At 52.2% G+C, this 26,150-nt stretch carries 17 protein-coding genes and 2 pseudogenes; 12 read left to right on the forward strand and 7 right to left on the reverse strand.

Going from position 1 to position 26,150, the window contains the following annotated elements:
* Window positions 1–204: 204 nt before the first annotated feature.
* Entirely contained in the window at window positions 205–1,332 is a 1,128-nt protein-coding gene (locus GIW48_RS13515; protein WP_181643191.1) for a hypothetical protein, read from the reverse strand.
* Between the two features lie 248 nt (window positions 1,333–1,580).
* On the opposite strand from GIW48_RS13515, the gene GIW48_RS13520 reads away from it, so the two are divergent.
* Window positions 1,581–2,411 carry an HNH endonuclease gene (locus tag GIW48_RS13520; RefSeq protein ID WP_181643190.1) on the forward strand — a complete coding sequence of 277 codons (831 nt, stop codon included), beginning with the start codon at window positions 1,581–1,583 and terminating at the stop codon, window positions 2,409–2,411.
* Window positions 2,412–2,447: 36 nt separating this feature from the next.
* Window positions 2,448–2,708, forward strand: a pseudogene (locus tag GIW48_RS13525) (IS5/IS1182 family transposase); the annotation flags it as partial.
* Between the two features lie 304 nt (window positions 2,709–3,012).
* Here GIW48_RS13525 and GIW48_RS13530 read toward each other — a convergent pair.
* From GIW48_RS13530 to GIW48_RS13540, 3 genes are all read right to left on the reverse strand, one after another.
* A complete protein-coding gene (locus GIW48_RS13530) occupies window positions 3,013–3,984 on the reverse strand; it encodes a DUF4760 domain-containing protein (protein ID WP_181643189.1) in 972 nt (323 codons plus the stop codon).
* Window positions 3,985–4,717: 733 nt separating this feature from the next.
* Window positions 4,718–9,061, reverse strand: coding sequence for an NACHT domain-containing protein (locus tag GIW48_RS13535; RefSeq protein ID WP_181643188.1), 4,344 nt, complete (start codon window positions 9,059–9,061; stop codon window positions 4,718–4,720).
* Between the two features lie 479 nt (window positions 9,062–9,540).
* On the reverse strand, window positions 9,541–10,419 hold the full coding sequence (locus GIW48_RS13540) for a helix-turn-helix transcriptional regulator (protein ID WP_181643187.1): 879 nt from the start codon (window positions 10,417–10,419) through the stop codon (window positions 9,541–9,543).
* Window positions 10,420–10,776: 357 nt separating this feature from the next.
* On the opposite strand from GIW48_RS13540, the gene GIW48_RS13545 reads away from it, so the two are divergent.
* The 5 genes from GIW48_RS13545 to GIW48_RS13560 all read left to right on the forward strand — a co-directional run bounded on the left by GIW48_RS13545 (window position 10,777) and on the right by GIW48_RS13560 (window position 14,043).
* Window positions 10,777–10,923, forward strand: coding sequence for a hypothetical protein (locus GIW48_RS13545; RefSeq protein ID WP_181643186.1), 147 nt, complete (start codon window positions 10,777–10,779; stop codon window positions 10,921–10,923).
* An 89-nt stretch (window positions 10,924–11,012) separates the two neighbouring features.
* A complete protein-coding gene (locus GIW48_RS29880; protein WP_442963431.1) occupies window positions 11,013–11,345 on the forward strand; it encodes a 4-fold beta flower protein in 333 nt (110 codons plus the stop codon).
* Window positions 11,346–11,666: 321 nt separating this feature from the next.
* The gene (locus GIW48_RS13550) at window positions 11,667–11,978 is read left to right on the forward strand and encodes a hypothetical protein (RefSeq protein WP_056859336.1); all 312 of its coding nucleotides are present in this window, start codon (window positions 11,667–11,669) and stop codon (window positions 11,976–11,978) included.
* Entirely contained in the window at window positions 11,975–12,577 is a 603-nt protein-coding gene (locus tag GIW48_RS13555; protein ID WP_236460517.1) for a DUF262 domain-containing protein, read from the forward strand. Before GIW48_RS13550 ends, GIW48_RS13555 begins: the two co-directional genes overlap by 4 nt.
* Before the next feature lie 662 nt (window positions 12,578–13,239).
* Entirely contained in the window at window positions 13,240–14,043 is an 804-nt protein-coding gene (locus GIW48_RS13560) for a DUF6694 family lipoprotein (protein WP_181643183.1), read from the forward strand.
* Window positions 14,044–14,140: 97 nt separating this feature from the next.
* Here GIW48_RS13560 and GIW48_RS13565 read toward each other — a convergent pair whose 3' ends face one another.
* Window positions 14,141–20,767 (reverse strand): DUF3320 domain-containing protein, encoded by a 6,627-nt coding sequence (locus GIW48_RS13565; protein WP_236460516.1) that lies wholly within the window; start codon window positions 20,765–20,767, stop codon window positions 14,141–14,143.
* Between the two features lie 308 nt (window positions 20,768–21,075).
* On the opposite strand from GIW48_RS13565, the gene GIW48_RS13570 reads away from it, so the two are divergent.
* Both GIW48_RS13570 and GIW48_RS13575 read left to right on the forward strand, forming a co-directional pair.
* Window positions 21,076–21,561, forward strand: coding sequence for a hypothetical protein (locus tag GIW48_RS13570; RefSeq protein WP_181643181.1), 486 nt, complete (start codon window positions 21,076–21,078; stop codon window positions 21,559–21,561).
* A gap of 189 nt (window positions 21,562–21,750) precedes the next feature.
* A complete protein-coding gene (locus tag GIW48_RS13575) occupies window positions 21,751–22,440 on the forward strand; it encodes an ImmA/IrrE family metallo-endopeptidase (RefSeq protein WP_236460515.1) in 690 nt (229 codons plus the stop codon).
* A gap of 258 nt (window positions 22,441–22,698) precedes the next feature.
* On the opposite strand, the gene GIW48_RS13585 is transcribed toward GIW48_RS13575, so the two are convergent.
* Complete coding sequence (locus tag GIW48_RS13585; protein ID WP_236460513.1) at window positions 22,699–23,106, reverse strand: hypothetical protein; 408 nt, start codon at window positions 23,104–23,106, stop codon at window positions 22,699–22,701.
* Window positions 23,107–23,345: 239 nt separating this feature from the next.
* Window positions 23,346–23,903 (reverse strand): hypothetical protein, encoded by a 558-nt coding sequence (locus tag GIW48_RS13590; RefSeq protein ID WP_236447935.1) that lies wholly within the window; start codon window positions 23,901–23,903, stop codon window positions 23,346–23,348.
* 297 nt (window positions 23,904–24,200) lie between these two features.
* Between GIW48_RS13590 and GIW48_RS13595 the strand changes: the two genes are divergently transcribed.
* From GIW48_RS13595 to GIW48_RS13605, 3 genes and pseudogenes are all read left to right on the forward strand, one after another.
* Window positions 24,201–24,668, forward strand: a complete 468-nt coding sequence (locus GIW48_RS13595) for a transcriptional regulator (RefSeq protein ID WP_122822211.1) — start codon at window positions 24,201–24,203, stop codon at window positions 24,666–24,668.
* A 374-nt stretch (window positions 24,669–25,042) separates the two neighbouring features.
* Entirely contained in the window at window positions 25,043–25,363 is a 321-nt protein-coding gene (locus tag GIW48_RS13600; protein WP_206199171.1) for a hypothetical protein, read from the forward strand.
* A 68-nt stretch (window positions 25,364–25,431) separates the two neighbouring features.
* Window positions 25,432–26,040: pseudogene (locus GIW48_RS13605) on the forward strand (histidine phosphatase family protein); the annotation flags it as partial.
* Window positions 26,041–26,150 lie beyond the last annotated feature (110 nt).

Below are 26,150 nucleotides of genomic sequence, written 5' to 3' on the forward strand. Positions count from 1 at the left end.
CTGCCCTCCCGCTGCACCAACCTGGATTCCCTACCGATGAGTTCATCTGGGGGGTTCGAAATCCTCGCGCCTGAAGGCCATAGCCTCTCACTAAGGGAGGTAGATTCGTACAGCCGAGTGATTGATACCAGTAAAGTGGATTGCTGGAACTAGCGCTACCATTGCATGGAGAGAGCACTTCGCCCTCTCTGCTCAAGCCTGTCGTTAAAGGTCGAGATTGCCAAATTCTTCGTAGTGGTCGATCAGTCGTTGCCTGAAGGTCTCGTAGTCTTCGGAAAGGATATCTTGACCGTGGTACGTCCCGTTCAGAAAGAAGGTCATCACGGCCTGTTGCGCCTTATCAACACCTTGATCTTCAATCTTGAGCAGGTACTTCGCGATGTAAACCCGGCAGATGTCTTGGAGCAGCAGTGCGACAGCGCCGGCTACCCGGAAGGACGCCTCAGGACTTTCTGCAATGTCCAACCTGATCGAGCCTGAATGCGCTACGGAATTACGAAGGACATTCAGCCATTTGAGACGCTTAGGCGCGCCCTCATCTGGATTTTCCGGATACATGCCACCGGCCTTCAAGAAGGCTGCGAGCTTGGCAAGCGCCGACTCATTCGCAACGTTTGACAGTCGCGGCATGATGTCATCAATGAGATCCTGGCTCACACCGGCTTTTTCCAGATACTCCTTAAATGCCTGTGCCGCGACCTTGACCTCCGCTTTTACGTCCTTCGTATAGCGGTTGGAGCCCGAGGCACTGTACCAGTGGGTGTTCAGTCCATCGAGCGCAGCCGATCCCATCGCAATTTTCACGCCTGCATTGCTATTAGTCATTGCGAGCATCACTGCTTCCATCGCTTCTCCAGCACCTGCTTCTTGCAGAACTGGAAGCAGCGCCCAATCGATCACTGGGTGGGTACGGAAGAAGTTTTTGCTGGTGACGGCCTGCCCTGCTGAAACCGGCATGTACGGCCTGGCAGCATTGCCAACCAGCACATGGCGACCTGTGAGAAGCGAGAGAATGACCGATAGGTCGTAGGCTCCATTCACCCATGGATTGCCGGGCAAAAGCACGGAGGCCTGATCTAGCCCCTCGTGCTCCGCTACAGCCGCCGTTACGTTCCAAGTGCCAGAGCTAGAGGGTTCCTCAGTGACGGTGTTCCTGAACCCGGAAGAATCGAAGGCACCACCAAAGACGAGTCGTGATGACCGAGCAAAATCCCCACCAATAAGCTCCTTGCTCACAGTGATTCGGTAGGGGCCTATGACAAACCCACCCTCAGAGTTGAGGTGGTGCTCAAAGTTGAAAATCTCTCGAAATCCGGTGTGCTCAAAGTTCATGCATCCCTCCTTGGTAACTGTGGTGTAATCTGCTGACCTCGCCGCCGAGCCAGGCGACCAACACTGCAGATTCGCACTTAAGCTAGCACACTCGCTGTGACAGAAAGATGCACAAAAGGCGGCGAAATCGCACTTTTTTACGTGTTATACGTAGTCACATTTCCCTCATCGCGCTCGAGCAAGTTGCCGCAAGCGGAAATATGCATTTACACTCATTCGTCTACCCGATTTTTGCAAGGACTCAAGAAATGGCAGTTAAGCCAAAAGCTCTTAAGGAGCTGTATGCCAGAGCTGCAGGGCGATGTGCTATGTGCCCGGGCTTTGAAAGTGTATTCAAGGAGCAGGTATGCGATATTGACATTGATAACAAAAATATTTCAGAAGCAGCCCACATAATTGCTCGAAGCAAGAAAGGGCCTCGTGGTGAGGATGGCTTTAGCGGGGACATCGATGACTACGACAACCTGATACTACTTTGCCCTAATCACCACAAGTCTGTAGATGACAACCCCCTGCGGTTTCCCCCTGACTGGTTACACCGCAAGAAGATCGAACTTGAAAAATTTGTTGAGAACTCGTTAGCCACTGACAACCGACGCAGTCGTGACATAAGCTCGCTAAGTCTGCTGATGGAGAACTTAGCCTTCACTCGAATTCGTGGCTACTGCGAAAGCCTACCTGACAGCTTTAATTCTGACCTTTTTGAGGTCGGGTCAGTGTTAAATGGGTTCCCTATTGACCTGCCAGATGCACGCCCGTTCTACGATGAAATTTTAGAGTTTAATTTTTCCGACTTTGAAAAAACGTATCGAGAACTTTCCTGGCTTCTCAAATCAAACTTTGAGAATGAGAAAAAGCATCTAATCTCGGTCTACAAAGACACAATCCAACGCGGAAATACACTTACCATACTATTCAACAAAGGGGAACTTTACCCTTACAAAGAATCGCTTGATATACAAAGTGAAATTTGCGAGAAAAGAGATAGTTTTATTCAGAGCTATACAAAGCTAATGAACCACTTAAGATTTAGTTACACCGAAGTAAACCTTAATTCTTATCGACCATACATATTATAGTTTCTACAGCTCGAAGAAGCATACCAGCCTTTGAAGCGAGCGACTTCAGGTACCGGGAAAACAGGAGCCTGAAGAATCGCAAGACCACGCGTTCAGGGGGCCTGACCACCAAGATCCACATGCTCTGCGATGCCATCGGCGTACTGCTGAAGTTTCTATTATCGGATATTGGGTGGACAGACCCTCGATCTTGCTTACTCCCAGCCATTGCTTGATGAGATGTATATACCCAGCTTGCGCGGTCACCTGCGCAAGCGCTGCCGATGGTTGCTGGCGAACCACGTCTATTACGCCGAAGCTTAGTCAGAACTTCGAAACAGCCTAGACACTAGCGATATCGCGCAAATGGGCCTCCTCCCAAATTTCGGATTTCGGAGATACATCAGCTACGCGACGGAAGCCAACATACTCAAGGTATCGCAGCGCTGCTTTGGAGGTGTGCCGAGCGCCTACGTGGAATTTGCTAGGCGCGTTTGGGACAAAATTTTTGCCAGGACGGCAAGATAGGCTGGTCGACGAAAGGCACTTACTTAGCCCTTCTCCGCGAAATCGGGCACCTCTAAAACTATGACGCAGACCTTTCCTAGACTGACCTCAGTCTTTACCTTGGAAATTTCCTGCGCTCAAGCTTCGCTTCAAACTGCTTCAGCTTTTTGGTGATTGGTCTGATCTTGTTGTGTTCTTTCAGAGCGGCAAGCGACTGGTTGATGATATGAGAGGTTTCCACCGACTCTTTGGAAATAACACCAGTAATGTTCCGACGCAGAGTCCACTTCACAGCGAGCCACTCAAAATTAACCCAGAGCCGAGCTTTCTTGATTTGCCGGGCCTTGATCAGACCATAGGTCAGCTCATAGAGGTCAATAAACTGGCTGCCGTAGATGTTGTAAATGAAATCTTCATCATAGATGCCGTAGCGGATCGCGTTGGCACAGCCTTCCATTGCGTTGAGGATGACCGAAGCTGAGGCCCTCACTGCATCTTTGGAAGTGGCCGGTTTTTTAGCGGCACTGGACGTTTTTGGCGTACCAGCTGCAGCAAATCTGCCCGTGTAAAAGACATGCTCAGCTCGTTTAGTGCCCGCACCGTCTGTGGTCGAACTTGAGTAAAAAAAGAATTGTGTCGCAGAATCGTCCCCGCTTTCGAATGAAGGGTCTGCTTTGGTCGCGCCTGGCGAGGCAGTCGAGGAACTCGCAGGTGCATAAAGCTCGTGCATGTAAGCAACCGCTTTCCGGCGATTAAGGTTACCGTCAGGGAGAAGCATACCCTGACGAACCGTATATAAAACCTGGAAGTGCTCTCCAAGCTCTGACATTTCCTTTTCGAATTCCAGAGCGTTTTTTTCACTCGCCGTTTTGCGAGTGAACCCAATAGTGATGCCCACCAGTCCGATACTCAGGTACGCGATGATCGGCATCAGAAAGGACGACGGATTGATCGAAGAGACGGAGCAGTCCTGGCAGGTGACTTGGGCATAAAAAAGGTAGCCAAGCGCGGCAACCAAGCATCCTAGGAAAAAAATATAAATCAGAGGCAAAGCGAGCTTGTTGGCGTTTACAAATCTGAAAAGCATTTATCGTCCTTAAAAAAAAAGCGCCACCCATTGGGTTGGCGCTTAGTTGCCGTGTCACGCAAGCGTCAAATCATACCAAGCCTAGATCAATCTCTTTGGCAATCAATTCAAGGTTCAGAGTCATCGTATTTTCCTCACTCAGTGATCAGACAGCTAAGCGTAGCTGGCCTTAATTACAGTTGATTCTTGCACCTGCGCGCACTGGAACGCAACAAAAAAATGTTGCGACTACTCTCCCATACGCCCGACTGGGGACGTCAAGCTCCGGCGCTAAGCAGCTCATCACGACTCGTTGATGGCCGTCAGCAAAGCCCACCATAGGTTAGGTAACTCTACGAGCGGTTGGCTAGTGGCGACGGTGAGCACGGGGAAAAATATCAGTGACACACACAACAGAAAAAGCAGCCGACCGACGGTCACAAGAATCCTACCGAAGACTGTGGTTAGCTCTCAGTTAACCTAGACCGAGTAACATGATCACGGAAAATGATCGCATCCTGGTTAATGATCAGATTCGCTTTCGAGCACTCAGAAATTCGTTGCCAGCTCACTCACTTTCGCCGGCGACATCAATATCTGACCCGATTATTCCGCCCCCCATCGCTAGCCAAAAGATTCGAAACTACCTTCTGAGGCCAGCAATCGCTTCTGAATTTCCAGGCGACAGAATCGAGAAATTACAAAATCTCCGCTGCCTTTGACATTCCATTTCAAGAACCTCAGCCGCCGCATATCATCCTTCGCCTCTCTGGCTAGCCTCCGCCTGATTAGCTTTGATGGCTTTGGTCGCGGTCACTCCTCCTCGCTTAGTAAGGTCTATGCCAATGACCTTGATGTCTTCGACATTCGGAAATTTCGACGCGATGGCTAACCAGTGCTCCTGCAATGCGATAACTAGATCCTCAAATCCAATCCGTCCATTGTTGGGAGAGTCCCACGCAACCTGCCCCCCATTGTTCACTAGCAAAAAAATGCCGCAGCTTGAGCTTACATCGCGTAGGTAATCGCCGCAGAGCTGGTTCTCGATCCGTTCAAAATGCTCGGGGCCGCTCCAGTTCTGAGAGAGCTTGAGTTCGACAGGTACGGGCGCGTAGGTCTGGCTGTTCTGGAATCGATAATCCGGGCGTTTGTCATCGGCAAGCTGCTCTTCCTGAGGAACGACGTACCTTCCTACTGCGCGATCTCTCAACCACTTTCCGATGAACTTCCGAATGGAAGTCTCCTGATTGGTCAGCAGCAAAATTTCTGCATAGCTGGAGTCGCCATCTTCTAAATCATGCTTTAAATCCAGAAGACGATCGATTGCCAGGTTCCAGAGTTCGCGATGGGTAGACGGCGTGCTTTCCAGCGACTCATGGAATTCGACGACCTTCGCTGGCTCCCAAGGTGACGTCTGTGAATCGGCTGTAGCTTTCTGATGAGCGTAAAATGCGCCCCATGGACGTAATGGCTCGGCAGGGTGCGCCTGTGCAATCTCCTGCAATGCAAGGAATGCTTCCTTACCTGGCGTCTCTCGAATAAGAGCTAATAGGCCATCACGAGCACCTTGGGCATCGTCCCTAAGCCCCGGGGAATAGACCCCTGTTCCTGCGCGATCAATGTCGTCTGCAATACGTATATAAGTGTGCATAAGCAGATACAGGCTCTTGGCATGCCCAACTGTTTTGTAGTTTTGCCTACAACGGCTGGAAGTGCGATTTCCAACAATCGCAATCAGGCAAAGCATGGCAAATTTGGCTTTTTCCTCATCTAAGGACAGTGAGTCGATGCGAGATGCAAGTGCCGGGATAGCAAGCGCCGGCTCTGTTCCAATCCACACGGCGTACCAAGTCGGCGCAATATCCAAATTAGCCTCTTCCAAAGCACGCTTTCTGGAGAGCTCTGCCAGGACGCCATCATGGACTGATGAGTTCTGTACGATGCTTAGCACAAGCTGAAGCGACTCAAGATCGCTGATCTGCTGTTCCAAGAGGATTAAGAGTGGAGCAACCAGCTCTCCGTACATCCAGTCCCCGCTCCAGCGAAGTCTCTGTAAAATACGATTACCACCTGACCCCAAACGTAGCGGATCCAGCTCATGGTTGACTTCGCGCATTACGATTTCTCGGATGACGCTCGGGTATAGCCTGAAAAGATTGGGAAACCACTCCGGAAAACCATTCAGCTCAAGCAGCGCATAGCGGGCTGCGTACTCAGCGTTATCAGCAGACATCTGCGTGAAGCTCAATGACTCCTCTCTGGCTTCGATAGCGAGCCCCGTCAATCCCAAAATCACCTGGTAGGGGGTAGAATTGGCAGGAGCCCCCTCGGATGGCAGAGTTGGGCAATAGCCACGCCAGAAATTAACAGCGCCGGAACGAAACATTTGAGCAATTGGCAAGCCGAACTCAGTTATGAGCGATTGCCAATTTCCGCTGCTCCAAGTATTAGATGAGGTTGAGCCGTCAAGCAGCCGTTCAATTAGGTAAGACTGGCTTCGAGTCATCACGCCTGGTTTTGGGCTGTTTATCAGGGTCACTTCGGCTGCGAGACCTTCTCGCCAAGAGCGACGACGTTCTGTCTCTTCCGCTTTTCGCTTGGCTGCCTCTTCTTTCCACTGAGCTTGCTTGATCTCCCACTTGTCAACGTCCCGCTCCGGTGGGTTCAACAAAATTTCAAGCTTCTCGCGAAGCACGACATGGGCCTCGGCTGCCTGCTTAAGCTGACTCTCCCAACAGGTTGGCTCCTCATACTGCGTGTAAATATTGAAAGCCATACTGAGCGCCATCAGGCGATCATCCATATTTGTGAGGCTTTCGATGTGATCGCAGGCGAGGCTAAAATTTTGCCGATTCAGCGACCAGAATGGCCGGAAACCAAGTAACTGCCAAACGTTAACCACAGGTTCCCCGCGATGCACTAGGCCGTTACGAGCTAATACAACGTCATACCAAAACAGCTTGTAATCGAGCTCAGGCCAAGTAGGTACGATCTCCCGGAGTTCTTCTCCGAGTTCTCTAGTATCGAGCTCGCCATAAATATGCGCTTGTGCCAGCTTGCTCAGGATCGCGAGGGCCGGTTCTTCAAGCACAAACGGGTCTCTTACCTGAAGCAAACGGAGCACCGCCGTACCAGCTATCTCAGCTAACCAGCTGTATTTCTTAGAGATAACGCTAAAACCGTGATCTTCCATAGGAGGCTTGTCTAAAAGCACTCTGAGCCCGCAAATGAGAGCGGGCAGGTTTTCCAGCGAACAAACCGTAGCAAGGGCGGAAAGTTTCAACGCTAGGGCATCCCTACCGCTGTAGCGCTCTTTCTTCGCACTTTTCTCGATCGCCTGCAGCAGCCAGGGCAGCCATTGGGTATCGAGCGTAAATCCATCAAGCAGCTCAGCTAACCATTCCCTGTTAACCTTTAACTTTCCTGCCAGCAGCGCTAGGCGCACATCGGCTACGTCTTGGGCTGTACCCAAGTCGGTAACAGCTCGGATTGCAGCCAAACGAGTGTGTTTGTGCTGAGCATTGAGGGCAAATTGCTTAGTCTCTGCAAGTGCCCCCACTACCTCTCCCTGCCATACCATTCTTAAAAGAAACCAGGCGATATCATCGTTGGTACGGTAAAGGGTCAGTAATTCTTTGATGTCTTCAGTGAGATCGTGGTGCGCGAATCGCTGTACGGCTGAATAGTCGGTCATCGTCCAACTGTGAGCCGGCTGCGCCAGATGTTCACAAGCCTTGCGCAACACGCGTCGGCGTGTGCTCAGGGGGAGCTGCCCAGGATCACCGCCCTCAAAGAACACCTCCGGAGCAACCTTTTCTAGCCGCTTACAAATGCGCTCGTCCAACAGGGCGAGCCAAGGCAAAACTGGACGCATCGAAGGATTGATGACCTCCAGACCATATTGTGTACGGAAGAACAAATTCTCGATCCTGACTCGCGAGCCTGCACCTCGGATTAGTTCGTGGAGCCACTCTGCAGTTAGGTACTCTCGGACAGTCCGATGATGGAACCGAACCGTTCCATAAATGCCGGGTTCGAAAATGGGGCGGGCCAGTAAGGCACCAGCGTCAGCGTCATCCCAATCTCTCAACACTGCGCGAATAGGAATTCCCTTTTTACTAGCGTCGCCATCAGGAACGGAGATTACAGATATCTGACCAAACGTTGCTGCGGCAGCGATGAGACGCGCTCCTTCACGCAGTTTCTCTGGAGCAATGGGGCTGAACTCTGCACGGTTCTGGTCGCGTTCTTCAAGGCGGCGGTCAATGCTGCTTTTCATCAACTCCAGTCGTGTGCCTATTCTCTGGTGCTTATGCCAAAAACCCACGAGCTCCATGAAATCCAGAGGACGCGTGGTTAGCGACCAGGCTTCTTTGCGCTCAACTGCGGTGAGAAACGCCTTGACGTCTTGAACGCCAGTGGCCTTTAGAAAGCGATCAATCTGGGCGTCATGGATGTCGTCCAGAGTGACTACGAGAAACGAAGTATCTGGCTCGGCCTCGGTTGTCGTCGTTTGTACGGCGCTTTCAAGAGCATCAGTTTGTATGGGAACAGCTCGACGAGCTTTTGCCTCAAACTCGAAAGCTGTTTTGCAGATAGCTAAATCGGTACTAGGGCGCCAGGCTGTGCTACGACCTGTGATGAGTATGTGCGCTTGGGCTCCACTACTCTTGGTTAAACGTCCTAATTTTCGGATTGCACGCTCGAAATCTCTAGGATCTTTTAACCGAGCCTCATCAACCGAGTCCATAAACAGCCAGCCTTCCGTACCAGAATCAAGCCAGCTCTTAAACTCATCGAAAGTGCCTTCTTCAATAGCGTCCTCCAGATCTGGATAGACATTTTCAATCCGGAGAAAAAAGGCGTTTTTTCCTGCGCTCCGAAGCTGTCGAGTGACATTTTGGATTTCGGCCGTTTTTCCTGAACCAGCCTCGGATAGAAGTATCACTCGGTGATGATTGAGCAAGTCTGTCCAGTGAAGCTCCCCACGACTCTGATGCCTACCACTCAGATCAACATCATCGGACAGATCAGCATTTAGAGGGATTTTTGAGAAGGTGCGATCAAGATCGATGAAGTCGTCCGAGTGCATGGTCATATCGAGCCTCAAAGCAGTTCAAGTGCAGCCCCAACATCGCCTGCCGAGGCTCTACCATCCTAACCGAAATAAAATCTGAATCGTCTGCGGTAGTTCAACTCAGATATGCGGCACCCACACCGATGTCGCATTGCCACTCAAGTAGCTACACTTCCTTGATCAGGTCGGCGCTTGGACGGCTGCTAGCCGCTGACGCTGAGCGCTCCGCGCGCCGAATGATTAGCCCTGAACCCAAGCCAGTGATAGTGCAGATACAAGAGCAAAGGTCTATGAAGAAATCTAGCGATAATCGGCCACCTGCACAGGCTGGGCGAATTTCTCAGCTGCCGTTCCGTTAAGCCTTAATACAGAAAGGAGCTGAACACGACGATGAAAATTGCCCTAACGAACCTGGCGAGTCATGCTCACTCACAGCCCCCTCCTGCAACCAGCCCGGTTAAGGATGGCATCGAGTTATAGAACAGTGCGCTGGTTATAGGTCATTTAGGACTTTTGTACCCAGGCGCAAACATGGAGCTCTCTACCCCATAAAGAGCTAGGGGATCCTGGAGCCATAAACGGTAAGCCTTGTCCGCGATGCTGTGATCTGGAGAACAATCTACGTGGTACTGCTGCAGTACGTAGCCCGCCATGGCGGCGCGAACTCGTAGTTTGAGCACGCCATCAAGCATGTCGTAGTCACGCTTCACGATCTCTGTAGAGTCTTTATCGGGATGCGGGACAATAGGTAACTCAAGCATCCGATTCCACTGATCGTCGTGTTTCGGCGTTTCTTCGTCTCCTGCTTTCTCCCCCATCTGAAGCTCAGCATGCCCCACTCGAGTTAGAACGAAGTCTGCAAACTTTTTACGTTTCCGATCAAACGCCCGGACGTGCCAGCGAAGACCGTCACAACCAATAGCGAACGGTACGATGGTTCGCTCTGACTGACCTGAACCGGAGGTGTAGCTGATTTTAACGACCCGTTTGAGGTGAATTGCCCTGGTGATGGGCGCTAAAACCTCCACCTTAGGTTTGCTGAGCAACGAAACCGACTCGTGGGGGATCAGCGGCTTTTCATATGAATCCAAGCCATAGCCGAACCCCTGCGAAAGCGCAGTGAGAACTCGCTCAGACGCATGTGCGATCAAAGGGGAGAATGTTTCGCGCATCACATACTGCTTCGTTACCGTGTCGAGTTCCGTGTTCTGGGGGGCAACATCCTTGTACTGAGCGAAATCACGGGTGGCAGCAGCGGCGCCTACGCCAAACCTATCCATGAGATCCGCACGTGAGACGGCGCCTGTGAAGTAGAGGCGGAAATCGATGTACACCAGGCGCTCCCGTTGCGCTTGGCTGTACTCGCTCAAATCAATCATGTCATCTCCATCGAATCTAAAAGTCGGTCAAGCCCGTCACCTTTCACCCAGCATAACACATGAGCAGTTGACGTCATCAAAATGATGATGATAGGCTTTGCAAATGACACCGATACATATTCATCACTAGCGCTACGAGGAGGCTTCTGAGCCTGCATTGGACTAGATGGTGGAAAGCCAGAAACAAAAAAGCCGATCAAGTTCGCACCTTGACCGGCCTTTGGGAAAAGACGTCTGAACAGACTCCAGATGTCTCTCGCGCTTCGTTGAAGAAAGCTTTGCGATGGTAGCCCCTGTCGGCTCCTTTCGCAAGGGAGCGAGTTCTGTGTTTGAGCCTACCTCAGCAGGAGACATTTTATGTCCCAGATTGAGATGTTCGAAAAACCCGACGCGGAGGGTGAGGTCATCTATCGCATGACCATCACCACCAAAACCGGGAAGGTGATTCGACGTGCAAACGGTCAGCCGTTTCGTATCGTGATTCGCCCTAAAGCAGCCAAGTAATTTGGCTGCTTAACAGAGCTCGGGGCACACAAGTGCCCTGTTCTCCCATCGCTGCAATGAAGAGCCTCATGAGCCTAGATTTCTATGATATGCAACACAAGCCGATCGCGTATACAGATGACGACGAGCACTTATATACATACTGTGGCCGTCCACTCGCCTACTTTCACGAAGGTTCGGTCTACTCCTATCCAGGCTTACATCTAGGATTTATAGCGAATGGCTACATTCGCGATAATCACGGCCACATAGTGCTACGCACACCAGAGTCAGGCGGTGGCTCAATGAAGATGTGGCTCCTACCCCCTCCAAATAAGGGCCCCAAGCAAATGCGATATCTCAAATGTCGAAGGCGTCCGAAATTTTATGCTCTGATGCGTCTCTTTCAATCAAAGATACCTGGGGATGAATTTTTCTCTTGATAAGAAATGACATGCCCGCTCTTTCGGCCATGGTTAAGAACGATAGCGGTGTAAGCACCGGCTTTAAGCCAACGGATGATTCAGACCTCCGACTAATGAGGTAAGAAAGACAGGCTATGGAAGATCTCGCAACGAAAATCATCCCATTGGTACAGACGCTTGTTCCTGGCTTCCTGCCTGACGTGACAGTCCAGTAACACATCAGTACCAGCTGCCGTGCTTGGGCAAACTTGTATATCTTCAGAAAAAACTCACTTCAGGCTCAAGGTTTTCTGAAAGAAACCGTTTGTCATAGTTAAGTACCCTTTTTGAGCGACAGCTTTGACCCTCTCTACACATGACTTCGCACAGCGCCTGAGCGGCGCCTTTCCGTTCCCCTGCACGATTCTCGGCAACCGCCAGCGGCGCACATGGGAGCGGCTGATCGGCTACATCGAATCCGCAACCTGCACATCCGAATTCAACAAAGCAGCAGCCTATGCCGAGGGCTATGCACATGCCTTGGCCGATAGCGGCCAGATCAATATCTCCACAGATCGGGATCTGCTGATCATTGCTACGGTCGACGCCTGGCGATGCGCCCGTACTTACACGAATACTTCGACCAACCTGAGCTACCCAGGAAAACCATGACTTCCTTTTTTAAACGCTACGCCGACGGCGGAACATCAGACCGGCACATCCATATGCCACAGCGTCTTCTGCCCACGACCGTCAGTCATTGTCCCCTCGAGGTCTTAGTGGGCAACTGGGAAAAGTATCTGGTAGAGCCCTCCTCCGCTCGTGAGCAGTTTCCGTGGGCTGCGCGATTCGTTATGGGCATGCCCGTTCCATCGTGGGCGCGCGGGTTGGAGTGGAACCTTGGTCAGAAGTCTCGCTTTATCTCTGCTGTATGGTCAGGCGCGGATCTGGGGAGCTACCTCACTAATGACTGGTACGAGCCAGTGATCGGTAGCAGGGCATTAGCCGAAAACAGTGAAATTTTGATTGATGGCCAACAACGTCTGCACAGCCTGGAAGAGTATTTCCTAGACCGCTTGGCGATTCCTGATGCACAAGGACAGCCAAGGATTTGGTCTGAGCTCGGCAACGGCGAAAGGAAACGCTTTCTGTCGACGATCTTCACACACGTGGGGGTGTCTTCTGGCGAAGAAGTAGCGTTGCGCAAAACGTATGATCTTTGCGCACAGGGAGTTGTGTCCCGATCATTTGATCAGCGCACCTTTCGGTAGTCATCGACGCTGCGGTTATCGTGGCATGCCCTTTCAGGGACGGCTGTCGTTAACCAAGCCCAGTCGTGGACTGGTCTTGGCCCTTCGGGCTTCCATCCTCATGCTCTTCGACCCTCCTGGTCTGCGCGCTCCGCTTGCAGAGTGATCCGACTCACCTTCTTGCTTGGACATTGGCTACCGCTCCCACATACTGCTGAGCATCCGATCAAAGATGAGGCCGGGCAAATGGGTTGGCTCTTTTGGAAAGACAAGCGCCCCGCGTGGGTTCAGGCAGAAGAACAGGAATTCATTAAAGCTGCGAACCGCCTAAAGACGCTTCAGGTAACGCCTCGCGGTGGCATGCGCATTGACCCCGAGGAACTCAGGGATCAGATCCTTGCGGCCCGTGAGTTATACAAAGACCTGGTTAAAAAATAGCGATACCGAAAGGCCAACCAAATCGGATCATCGCCATAGTCGCAGACCAGACATCAGCGGATCAGCGGATCATACATGACGAGTCTGAAATTTTTCAGGTGACTGGTATGGTTCTAAAAAATCGCTGCCGAGCGAAGGACTATAAAACTTTAGACTCACTGTCAAAGGAGCCCCACCTACCTGTACAGATCGCATTCCGACATCATTTTGATATGCTGCCCTGAATTTTCTGAGAGGGAATGCAGATGCGTCGAGTTATGTGCATAACGCTGATGGCAGGGATGCTAGCTGGCTGTGGCGAGCCGAAGCTGGACGGTAGCTCCCAACAGGCTTTCAAAGACTCTGCAGCGAAGGTTGCTGCGAGTTTGCCTGAGGACAAGCGCAAGCAGTTCGCATCTGATGTGATGGTGCTTGCATTTCAGGGACTCGATATTTCTCAGGTTCTACAGGGCAAGAAAAATGCCGACGGTGCGTCCGCAGAAATGCTTGTTGCGCTTAACGGGAAGACTGCTCAGCAGGTTACCGATGAAGCAAACCGCATCCGGACAGAGCGTGCGGAAAAAGAGCGGCAACAGGCGTTAACGGAAATTCAGGAGCTGGTCGAAAAGCAAAAAAAATCCGGAGCTGCAAAAGAAGAATTAGCCCGCTTCCAAGTTTCAAAGTCTCGCTTCTATCAAAGGGTTAAAGAGTATGGCCTTGGTAACCAACCTATCATCGAAATAACGGTGAATAACGGGACTGCCAGCGCCGTGTCACGGGCGTATTTCAAAGGCACCATCGCGTCTCCTGGACGCTCAGTGCCTTGGCTTGTCGAAACGTTCAATTACTCAATCAGCGGTGGTTTGGAACCTGGCGAATCTCAATCCTGGAATCTCGCACCTAATCAGTTCTCGGACTGGGGCAAGGTCGAACCACCAAAGGATGCCATCTTCACCGTTACCGTCGAACGGCTTGATGGTGCTGATGATAAGCCTTTATTCGACGCAGGCTCATTCACCGAGCGTGATGCAACGAGGCTAACCGCACTCCAAACAAAGTACGCTCAGTAACGTGGTGCAGGCTCTATAGCAGACTCGTGGTTAAGGTTGAATTTCATCGGGCGAGCCGCCCCAAGCGGCTACCCATTCCACTCGCTACTGTCGACAACTAAACATCTCTGCGATGTTTTATGGCTTTCTCTATACGCAAGCGGCCAGCGTGAGCAAGCTTCGTGACACCTGCTTCCTTAGCGACGGCGTAAATCAGCGCTTCAGCCTCATGCCCTTTGCTTTCCATCTCCCCTACAAGCGCAGATAGCTCCTGAAGGCAAATTTCGCTGAGGCTGCGCGTAGAGTCATCATCACCAGGGCGGCGAAATGAAGTTGAGTCTGACTGCAAATGAATCGGCCAAAAGAAGGTACCAAGCTCCTCCTCGTGAGATCTGAAATGCGCGAGAGCAACTTGATCCACGCGATCCCGGATACGTGCTCCAGTGCGTACCCAGCCGTGTGCCCTGGCAATACGCCTCGCCAGAACTGTATTCAAAATTGGGCCTTCTTCGTTCACGACGTGCGCGATCATGCTCTGCAGAAGCGGCGTGTACTCTGTTTCAAAGAAGAGATCTGGGTTCACATTGTCTACAGCCTGGGCAGGATCTGTTTCTCGATAAACTAGATAGCTCACGGGCTCGTAAGCCACGTACTTGTTCGTGCCCTCTATATCAGCCGCTCTCGCGTACTTCAGTTCTGGCATGCCCAGCGCAGGATCATTGGCAACGGGAGTACCCTCCTCGCCTAATACTACTTGGCCGACCTGCTCAGCTATTTCGATCACCTCGGCTACTGCTGCGTCAGCCTTGAGCCGTTCAGCTTCCTCCACCGCATCAATTTCCGCCTGTTTCGCACGCGAAGCCTCCAATAATGCAGTGAGCTTCTGATGAACCTTGTCCGCCGTCCCTAAAGCATCGATCCACCAATCGGTCGACCAAATTCTGACGATTTCCCAGCCCAACCCGCGCAGCACAAATTCACGAAGTTTGTCCCTGTCTCGAGCAGTAGCGCTGCGGTGGTAAGTAGCGCCATCACATTCGACGCCCGCGAGAAATCGACCAGGTGCGTCGGGGTGAACTACGCCCAGGTCAATTCGGAAGGACGATACGCCGATCTGTGTGTGGACTTGCCATCCCTTTTTGGACAGCGCGGCGGCGACTGCTTTCTCGAAGGGGCTATCGAAGCCTCCGACACTTCCAAAATCTGCTTCCACCAGAGCACGAGGGCCACGCTCGGCGAATTCAAGGAAGTGCTTCAGGTCTCGTACGCCCTCATTCTTGGTTCGGGAGAGATCCATATGTTCAGGACGCGTAGTGGAGAACACCACAAGCTCTTGACGCGCTCGAGTTATCGCCACGTTCAAACGACGCTCGCCACCCTGCTCGTTCATCGGGCCAAAGCTCATCGATGTGTGGCCTGCTGCATCCTTACCGAACGTAATGGAGAAATAGATGATGTCTCGTTCATCACCTTGAACGCTCTCCAGGTTTTTGACGAAAACGGGCTCCAGTAGCGACTCCGAGAAATAGCTATCCAACGACGGATCCTTCCTGCACGCCTCATCGAGTAAATCTTCAATCAGCTTTTGTTGTTCGCTGTTGAAGGTAACCACTCCTACGGTATGTCCCGACTGCCTGAACGTCGGCGACCTCAGACGGGCAACGAGATGCGCGACGAGTGCCTGGGCCTCGATGCGATTTGTTCGCGATCCACCCCTGTCATACACACCGGCGACGGGATGAAGCGTGACAGCTTTATCCGCAGTGAATGGCGACGGAAAGGTAACCAGCTCAGACTGGTAATAGCGTTGGTTCGAGAACGCGATGAGACTTTCATGGCGGCTACGATAGTGCCAACTGAGCTTTCGAGTCGGGAGGTTGGCACTGATGCACTCATCCAGAATGCTTTCCAGGTCAGCTTCGGTGTCCTCATCGTCAGATCCAGACTCTGCGCGCCCGAAAAAGGATGTTGGCGGTAGCTGTTTGGGGTCACCAACCATGACAACCTGGCGCCCACGAGCCATCGCGCCAATCGCATCCCAGACAGGAATTTGAGAGGCCTCATCAAAAATCACCAAGTCGAACGGAGTAGTACCTGATGGCAGATACTGAGCAATCGACAGCGGACTCATCAACAAGCAAGGGGTGAGCTTTGTCAGCGCACCCGGTGCCTGACTCATCAGCTCCCTCAACGGCATATGCCTGGTTTTTTTACTCATCTCGTGACGCAGTAAACCCCACTCAGAAGAGCGACTTACGCTTTCCTGGCTAGGAAGCTCTGAACACAGGCGCGCCCGTAACCAGTCACGAGTCAACGAAGTGAATTTATCATCCAGAGCTCGGAAATCACGGATGCGCTGTTCGTGTTCGGCGCTGACGAACGTTCGAATTACAGCTTCGTTATCGACGGTCGCATTCAACCACCACCGTGCGTAGTTCACTTCAAGCACTCGACGCACATTGCCGAGAGCAATTGCTCCTTTCTCCATAGCTTCCACAATCGGAGCCAGGCCAACCGCAAAAGCCTCATCACGGATTTTACGCCAAGCGCACCAAGCTCTCAGACGAGGCTCAGACACGATCATCAACTCACAATTTTGCCTCAATTCATCAAGAGACAGCTCTGAATTTATGGCTACTGCCTGCTCAGTGAACTGACCCACAGCGGTCAAATGTGCTGACCGGACTTCCAACTGTTGAAGTTTTTCACGGAGGGCGATCCCAGACTGGTGGATAGCGCCCTCAGGTTCCAGCAGAGCGTTACCCTCTCCGAGCAGCACACTCAATGGCCCCTTAAACCCTGCGATTTGCTCGGGGTTTTGGGCTAGCTTAGCCAAGGCGACCGCAATTTGACCTTGGAACAGCACTGCCTGACGTGCGTCATCCACCTTTGTCTTCAGGTCACTCCAAAAGGGCACAGTTTCACGAAGATCAGCAAGGTCAGCCAACTGTCGCTCAAGAATGCCGCGCTTCTTGAGTAGGATGTAGTCATCTTTCAGGGTTTGGCCACAACGCCCCTCCTCCACATGAGGATGGTCATCGGTTAGGCGACCACGCACTTCTATTTCTCGCCGCTCAGCCTGAAACTGCAATGCCGCCGTAAGTAATTCGCACTCTGTAGCAAGCCCTCTCCACAGGCCGGAGGTATGACAACCAAGCTCATCGAATTTAGCCAACTCACTGTCGAGACGAACAATAGCGCGCATGCGCGAGAGCTGGGCCTTTAGAGCCTCGCCTAAATGCCCCTGTTCAACGACATCAAATCCTTCGTCGTGCCACTCAGAGTTGTTCATCTGATTCGCCAAGGCGAACTGAAGAGCTAGGGAGCTGGTTAGGTGGCTAGGATTAGATTTAGATCCGTTCCAAACGTCTCCGCACTGGGCTCCAGGCTGGAGTTCGTCAATGAGTTTCCGCTGACCACGAATCTCAATCCAAGTCGAAAGATCCCTTGCAACATCAGCTTCTCCAGCTACTGCCTGAACTGCAGCGAGGGTGGCATTAACACGACGCTTGCCAAGCCAAGATTTAGGCCAAATGGCCTCATCAGCCTTTACCCACTCTTGGTGAAGTTGTTCAACATCGAGCGTTTCGACCGCGTCGGTGTAGGTTACCAAAAGCTGATCTGTCAGCTCCTTGATTTTTGCAAACTTGGCGAGTCCATCTTGGATCGTGTCGATCACGGCAGAAGACCAAGCAGGACTCATGGAATCTAATGTCGTCCTTCGCTGTTGCAAAAGATCCATTGCACTCTTGGCTTCTCCCACAACCCGAGTCGGCCAGATCTGCGACAAACTGCTCGTCAGATCACGGTGCTCCTCAATCCAATTACACCCATCGGTTAGACGCTGCGCGATCGATCGGGCGCTTGGCAGCAAGGCGAAGCGCCAGTCATGGCCGGCAGCAGTCGGAAGCACCAAAGATAGAGCTGACAACCCTTGAAGAGCCGAAGGTGTATGAGGAACTGCTGGCAACCCTGCAAACTCAATAAACCCGTCAGCAGCTTTTTGGGCATCAAGAACCGCAGGCAGAACATCACGAGAAGCCTGCAAAAACTGTTGCGTCCAATGGGGCGACCATTCCGACTGCCCGATTCCGGAAAGTGAATGCTTGCCTAGGTGTTCATACCCCACCTCTTGAGCGTTGACCTCTAGGCGGTCACCAATCTCGCGAATTTCCAGCATTGCCTTCTGGTCATGGATTTCAGGAGATATCCAACTCAATGGAGCTACCGGCTCGTCAGTACCGGAGGTGACCGTACCGATCGCGTCAAACACGGTGTACCCATTGCGATACCGGTTGTGCAATCGCTCAACGTAGATATTCAAACTATCTCTGATAGAAGCGAGCCTCTGCGCCTCAACCTCCCAAGCTTGCGTGTCAATCTCTCCCTTGGCTTCCCAAGCTGATTGCAGTTGGGCTAGTACGTCCGCTTTGCGCGCTTTGCTGGAGTGAATCTCGAGACAGAACTCTCCAAGACCGATCTCACGGAGCCGTCTGTAGACAACGTCCAGGGCAGCGATCTTCTCGGAGACAAACAATACGCGTCGACCCTGAGCAATTGACTGGGCGATCATGTTAGAAATTGTCTGGCTTTTACCGGTACCGGGTGGGCCGATAAGCACAAAATCTTTTCCCTTGGACGCAGCCATCACGGCGGCGAGCTGGGAGGAGTCTGACGGCAACGGGCAGAACACATCTGCTGGGCCGTATTCACGATCAAGGAATCTGGCATCCGGGAAAGGCGTATCAGATGCAAAGGAATCCCTTGGGGTGTCGAGAAGATGCTGGACGACTGGACTCTGCCGCAAGTGGCTAGCGTTTTCTGACAGGTCTTTCCACATTAGATACTTGGCAAACGAGAACATGGCTAGGGTAACTTCTTCAGATAACTCCCATCCTGAAATGTCTTTAATAGCGTGACCTACTCGCCGCCAAATCCCGACAATATCCAACCCCGATTCATCTCGAGGAAGCTCACTTTCCAATGTCCCTAAGCCTAACTGGAAATCCTGCCGAAGCATTTCGATGAGAGTTGGATTGAAGCAAGGCTCCTCATCATGGAGCACAATTGAAAAACCTGAACGTGCACTTTTACGCTCAAGGCTGACAGGGATGAGCAACAGAGGTGCGCTGTATTTCTGTCCCCCTTTGTCTTCGCGCGTCCACCTCAAAAAGCCAACAGCGAGAAACAATGTGTTAGCTCCGCCCTCTTGCAAAGCGGTACGAGCGCCGCGATAGAGCTCGGTCAAGCGCGCATCCATCTCGCGAGAGGTTAGAGCGACAAAAACCTCTCGACGCTTCAGGGCATCCTCAGCGTGACGCCGGCGAACATCCTCACGCTCACGCTGCTCGTAAATTTCTTTCTCACGCGGGTCTGCCCCATCCATGAGGTCTGGGCGGGTCAAAAGCTTCAGAGACTGCCCGCTGGCGAGAATATCTTCGAGTGCTCCAGGATCCGGCGCCTCAAGCTTGAGAGCTCTCTTGCCATATTTGAAATTGAGCAGGTTGTTACGTAGCGAGAGATCAAGCAGCTTGCGCTGCCATCGCTCCAACCTATCTTTTGGATTGAGCTTAGCGATGTCTTCGATTTCGATATTCACCATTTCGTCGGGAATATCGTCACCATCATCAATTAGAAGAAAAGGCGCCTCGCTCGACTCGCCTGTTACAACCCGGGCAATCTGAGCCTCGGAGCTGGCCAAGGGCTTGATACGTTGAAGTCGAGCACGTCGAACATCAAGCAGCATCTCGAACTCGGCCTCAGCATCCTCGTCAATCTGCTTGGCTCCACGTTCGACTGCATATCCAAACGACGGGATTGATGGCTGAGTAAGCAACGTAGTTTCAAACAGAGCTAGCTCTTTGAGCTTCACTCTTTTACGCACTGTCGTGACATCGTCGATGAGTGTAGTGGTGAACTCTTCAGGCTTCAGCCAAACCCCTGCATACGCATGGCCTTTAGTAAACACGATGACAGGGTTAAGGCCGATCTGCTCCAGCGCTGCACACAGGAATAGGGTCAAATCCATACAGGTTGCTAGGCCAGAATCGGCAATCTGGCTAGGGCTTCGCACTTTCTGACCGAACTGTTCGAAACTGGCCGGCGGCAATGAGTAGTCAAGTTTCATCCGAGCAACAGCACCCCACGCGGCTGAAGCAAGCTGCCATGCTCGCTTAGGGCCACCGGCATAACCATCCAGTGCAGGAGATTTTTCGCTCAAACGAAGCAACTCGGCAGCCTGCTTGAGAACACGCTCTACCGCTGGATCGTTTGGTTGAACGAACGCAGCCGTCATTTCCGGGATATGACGCAATCCACCCCACTGGTTCCGAGGTAGCAGCTCAACGACTTGCTCCAGTTGCGCAATAACTTTGTGCCCTCCTTCAGCCTCCTTGCAATCGGCTTCAAGGACGAAGAGGAACGTAGACATTTCAGCTTCAGTCAACCTGCTGAGCAAGGGCCCATCCAGCACAAGATCGAGACCAGGAAGGGTTCGAAACGACTCTGTTGCAATCTCCTCAATACGCCAGCTCTTCCGCTTCAACACTTCGGGCGAGGATGTCAGAGTCAACGTAGCATTGAGATAGCACTCGCCAGTTTCATTCGCGAGACGCAGCTCATGGATCACTGGGATTGCGTTCTGGAAGTCTGCCAGGTTGAGCTTTGACACCAGCGTAGCGAGGATCTTGAGCTCTTTCAGCTTCGGTTCTGCTGGTAAGGTGACATGCTGAACGAGTTCGTCCACGCGCAAACATCCTTGTCTCAGTGCCCATGGGGGTGCAGGCGAATGCCAGGTCAAGGGAGCCCCGATTGAGCTAATGGCGCGATGATAGCGCGTCTCGTCAGCCGCGTAATGAGCCTTTGGTCACTCTTGCCTCTTGCACACACCTACTAAATAGGATGTGGCTACCGTGCCTGAATCGTCGTCATTGTCCGCTGGACAAAGAATCTATCGATACTTCAGGTATCGTCGCAGCTAATACCGCTAATTACTTTTGACGTGGAGAGGCATGTCTGACGTTTTTTAGCTTACCCGTGGAGGCAAGCTTGCCCATGAACAGGCCACTCTTCGACTTTGACCTCAAACGCGCATCCCGCGAAAACTACATAACAGGCAAGGCCGCCATCAATTTTCCACATCCTGGAAGCACCACCGGTGGATGGCATTTCCTTTCCTATTTTGATCGAGAATCAGGGGTGGCCAAGGTGTCGTTGGCGGGGATCCATTATCCTGACACTACCGGCTACTTTGGCGACATGGGCATCATCGACATGACCGATGAGCTGGCGGAGCGCGGCTGGTCTGTGGATGGCTATCGTCTGTTCATGGCAGATCACTACAGAGCCGCTGCGGACATGATCGTGAAATGGGCACTGAGCGAGTCTATCCACTGCAGCGTCGAGATTGATGATTGGTTTCCCTCTCGTGCGGAGAGACAGCGACTGCTTGAGATTCTAGATACAGGAAGGTCAAAGCTTTCCGAGGTGGGCCGATGGCAAAAAGTGAAAGCGTGGCTGCGAACGCAAACCTTGAGCTAGGGTAGTCGCTAGTCTGGATCGCAACAGAAAAGGCACCGGAATGGGTTCTGGGCTGGAGTAACCAGCGCACGAGTACCGGGAGCCCACTCGCCTCTTTACCCCGACATTACCCTGGCATTACAGGTCGCTGACAACACTACATATGGTGCATAGGATGCTAAAATAGCACATCATATGGTGCACAAAGCTATGAACCGTGAAAGCATTCAGCAAGCAGCCCATCGTCTTCATAAGGAAATTTGGGACAACCAAGAACGCTTATGGCCAAACCGACACCTGACGCCATTTCAGATGCTGGCACCTGAGGTCGCGGCCCATATTTTAGGACTTGATTACCAGCTCCTTCCTGACCTGGGCTCTCCACTGTTCGGGCGAGAGGGAGAGAGCTTCAAGGCTGCTGGTTTAATGAATCGCTCGATTCGACGCATAGCAGTTTCCACCGAATTCCCACTAAATGTGATCCGGTTCACCGGCGCTCATGAGGTCGGTCACTTTTTGCTTCATGAAGATGAGGTGATGCATCGTGACAAGCCTTTGGACGGATCGGCACGAGGACAACGCCCTCCCAAGGAAAGGGAGGCTGATTACTTTGCGGCGTGTTTTTTGATACCAGCCCGACTTCTACTGGATGCTTTTGCTGCTCAATTTCAAATGAAGGGCCCCTTCCCCTTCACCGATACCACCTGTTACCACCTCAACCCTTCAGATCCATGGTCGCTTCTGAACGCAGAAAGGGATTCGCTTGATCGAGAGATTTCGCTGGCAAGGTGTGCCCGGTTCAACAACCGTAATTTGATTCCACTTTCTGTTCAATTTGGGGTTTCGGATATTGCGATGGCGATTCGAATCAAGGAGCTTCAGCTAGTACGCTGGCCTTAGCCTATATCCTCCTTGCTGCTCTAGTGCCGATGCTCAGTGGTGCGTCGGCCCAGACGAGTTCCTGGTTGATGGGTTTTCGACGAAATCGATGGACGAACTGAGTTCGTCTTGCATGTGCTCGAAGACTTTGTCGAGACGCGGATGAGCTCTTGATTCTCGGAGTGCATTTACTAATTCCAGAAGCTCTCGGCCCTGGGCTAGCGGCGTCTGGATATCGCAGTACACCGTGTCATCGTCTTGTCCCATGCCCTCACCCGCTCAGTCTTTTTTAGATTTATTTCTTGCGGCCCGGTGCTGCTCCAGGTGTCGCATCTCTGCTTCCCAACTCGCCAGGAATTTATCCCAGCCTGAGGCGTATGGCCCATCGACCAACCTGGTCGACCCGATGCTTGCCTGATGGAAACGCTCCCTCCAGGGTTGCGGAATGGTATGTTCCAAGATGATGTCGATTCCGGAGTGATGACGCTCCACCGAGACAGAATTACGAACCTCAATGAGTTCGAGAGGCTTCTGAGTAGAGGACGTAGCTTTTAGATCTAGGTCGTCGAGCTCATCAAGGGTGGCAAGGAGCTCGGATGCAGTGGGATCGCCAGGACGGAGGCATGCAAGGGCCCACAGAACCCTTCTCCTGGTTCTTTCACGCTCGCGAAGTAAATCGCAGGTCATTTAAACCTCCTTTTGACAAGGAGCGGTGTTTTGGCGTGCCGCCTTCGGCGGGGGCTGTCGTGAACCGAGCCGTAACAAGCACGTCTCGGCCCTTCGGGCGTCCATCCCACACGCCTGCGCGCTCCGCTTGCCTTCTGAACTGCACGGTAAGAATAGTCCTGCGCAGCAAGACTTGATTCTGACTGCGCTCTCTAGCGAGGGGGCAAGCGTGGCGCATACCCCACCCACTGCAATCCTTTTTACTTATAAAACTTACTGAAGCGGCTCGAAAGAGTTGCTGGCTCAATGGTTTCCCAGCTTTCTGGATCCGCCGTAACGCTGAACATTAGCCAAGCCCGCCACAGAAAAAAAGCAGCGACCATAGTCGCTTCAATTGTCGCAAATACAGTAGTGTTATGCATGTAATTCGGATCATCTTTGCCAAAGAGCATCAGCACTGGAAATATTGATGCAAACCAGCCTGCAACGAATGTCAGGCAAAAAGCTATAGCAGCCGTAAACGCCATGAAAATAGGAACTTGATATCTGTAGTGAGTCGCGAACATTTTTTCGCCACTCTCTTTCTGAAGTCCATATATGAATCCGTCGTTTTCTTCTTTTTTACTTTTATTTTTAAAAACGCCGTACAACGTCACATTTTCGCCAGCTTCCAGTTCTTCGTAAAACTTATTCGTCAGCTGTAGTTTTGGTATCACGGCCCCATTAATACTGACATTAGCCTTATACCCTCCACTTATACGATCCGTATGCCGAACGTAATCGACTTTCCCAGAAAACTTCACGCAATCAAATTTCATTACTACCGATCCCTGCCTTCGCTTAAAAAACCGCATTCAGTTCATGCCAGGAAGCCTTCTATGATGGTTGCAGGTAGGCATGCGGAGGCTATCCAATGCACGCTCTATGGAGCGGCTCGCATCAAGGCCACCGAGCCATGTCCCACCACCCGCTCTCCTGATCAACCATCGCTCCTGACACCGTGGCGCCTTGATCGACGACCGCCTGACAAACCTAATGCCACGATAATATCACTATGATCTGTTTATCGAAACACGCTTGCCGTGGCTCTATCCTCAGTTTTGAGGATCCGACTCATGCATCTGAAAGAAGCGCTGGCAGGAGCATTGCGAGGAGCTCGTGCTCATCAGGGGTTGAGTTACGAAGAGTTGGCGGGGGCAACGCACAGAACGTACGTGGGGAAGCTTGAGCAAGCCAGAGCGAATGCGACGCTGGAGAAACTGGACGAGATCGCTGACTACCTAGGACTCGACCTTTTGACTATGGTCACTCTCGCCATTGCTGCGCAAGGTGACGAACTTCCATCCGAGGCTTTGCAACGTACTGCCCTGCGAATCAGGGAATTCGAGATGTCCGGAGGGTGGCAGTTGGTAGAGGAGCAATTCCGTGATGGAAAGCTCATCAAGCGCTCCCAGGGAAAGCCAAAGCGGCCCGTTAATGCGATTTACATTCGAGCCCTGAAAGCGCAAGGTTTCGACAGGAAAACAATCGCTGAAAAGCTCGGCGTTGCCAGAAGCACAGTCCAAAAATATTGGAATACATAAGTCTGCAGAACATCAGCAATCCTGCAATCTAAGCAAATCGCGGTTTATGGCGCGCCCTATCGGGTCGGCTGTCGTAAACCATGCCATGGCTGACGCCAAGTCATGGCCCCTTGGGCTTCCATCCTCGCGCCTCCGGCCTTACAGGCCTGCGCGCTCCGCTTGTTCTGGTTATTTCCATCGACGGAAGAAACTAGGTATACCTCAGCCCTGAGCAGTGGAGTGCAGTCATCCTGTCTGTCCATATTTCTGTTGGAAGGTGCAGTCGCGGGGTGGACAATACGGGCTGGTCACTTGCTAGGTGGCAATTGAGTAAGGAAGGGCCACTAGCTGTCTATTGCGTTCAGGCGGACACGATTTATGTAGAGGGGCGCCCCGTGTCACTTGACCAGTCGGAGGCTGTTACCGAGCTACTGGACGAACTTGAGCAGGCTTTAGGTCATCTTAAGGCCACCACCAACGCTAACAAGCTAATTGAGTCACAACGCTTGAGCCATGAGGCCGACGAGTTAGCTCGTCGAGTGAACACTGCCTGGCTGACTTTGCGTTCGGAAATTGGTGAGTCTCAGAAGTTGCTTAATGCGCTTCACGGACTCAGCTTGCTCACCGGCGAACGAAGGGAAGCTAAGCTCGAAGAGCTTAAATTCAAGCATGCAGGCACCCAGATAGAGGGATTGCTGTCGAGGCTTCTTGATTGAAGGTTGAGTACCAGTAACCTTGGGGATCGAAGAGAAATGATGGCCGAATCTGTGCGAGTAGTTCGTAAATGAAGCATGTGAGACTAATACGACATGGAGAAAGCGCTGCGAACGCGGGCGAAGCCACTTTAGATCATGCGACCATTACTCTGACCCCGAGAGGAGTTGAGCAAGCGCAGCTGGTGGCATTGTCGTTCAACCATGCTCCGGCTCTGATCGTTGCCTCGCCTTTCACCCGAGCGCACTCAACCGCTATGGCGACCGCAGCGGTGTTTCCTCATATCCCTTTTGAAACTTGGCCCATCCAAGAATTCACTTACCTTGAACCCGCGCGGTGCACTGGCACAACCGTCGCTGATCGGCGCGAATGGGTGGAGGCGTATTGGGCCAAAGCAGATCCTGGTTTCACGGATGGTCAAGGCGCTGAGTCATTTCTAGATTTCATAGCTAGAGCTCAGTCTTTCTTGGAGTGTCTTGCAGAGCACCCCGCCCAAAACATCGCTGCGTACTCTCACGGCCAGTTCATTAACGCTGTTGCCTGGCTGATTGAGCGCAAGACGCTCGGCATTGATGCCGGAGCTATGGTGGACTGGCGTGAGTATGAAATCGCGAACCACGTGCCCAATTGTGGTGAACGGCTGCTTTCGAAAGATACCGACGAAGCCGATTGGAAAGTAAGCCGGTCAGCCACTAGGGAGCCACAAATGGACTCCACTTGGCGCGTGCCGGGCAGAGCTTATCAAGTCACTCGAGATCCCGAACGTCTGCTCATTGAGGAGCGCGCCGA

Origin of the sequence: Pseudomonas sp. PA-6-3C, assembly GCF_021605825.1 — a bacterium.
In the GTDB taxonomy this organism is placed as follows: Bacteria; Pseudomonadota; Gammaproteobacteria; order Pseudomonadales; family Pseudomonadaceae; genus Aquipseudomonas; species Aquipseudomonas edaphica.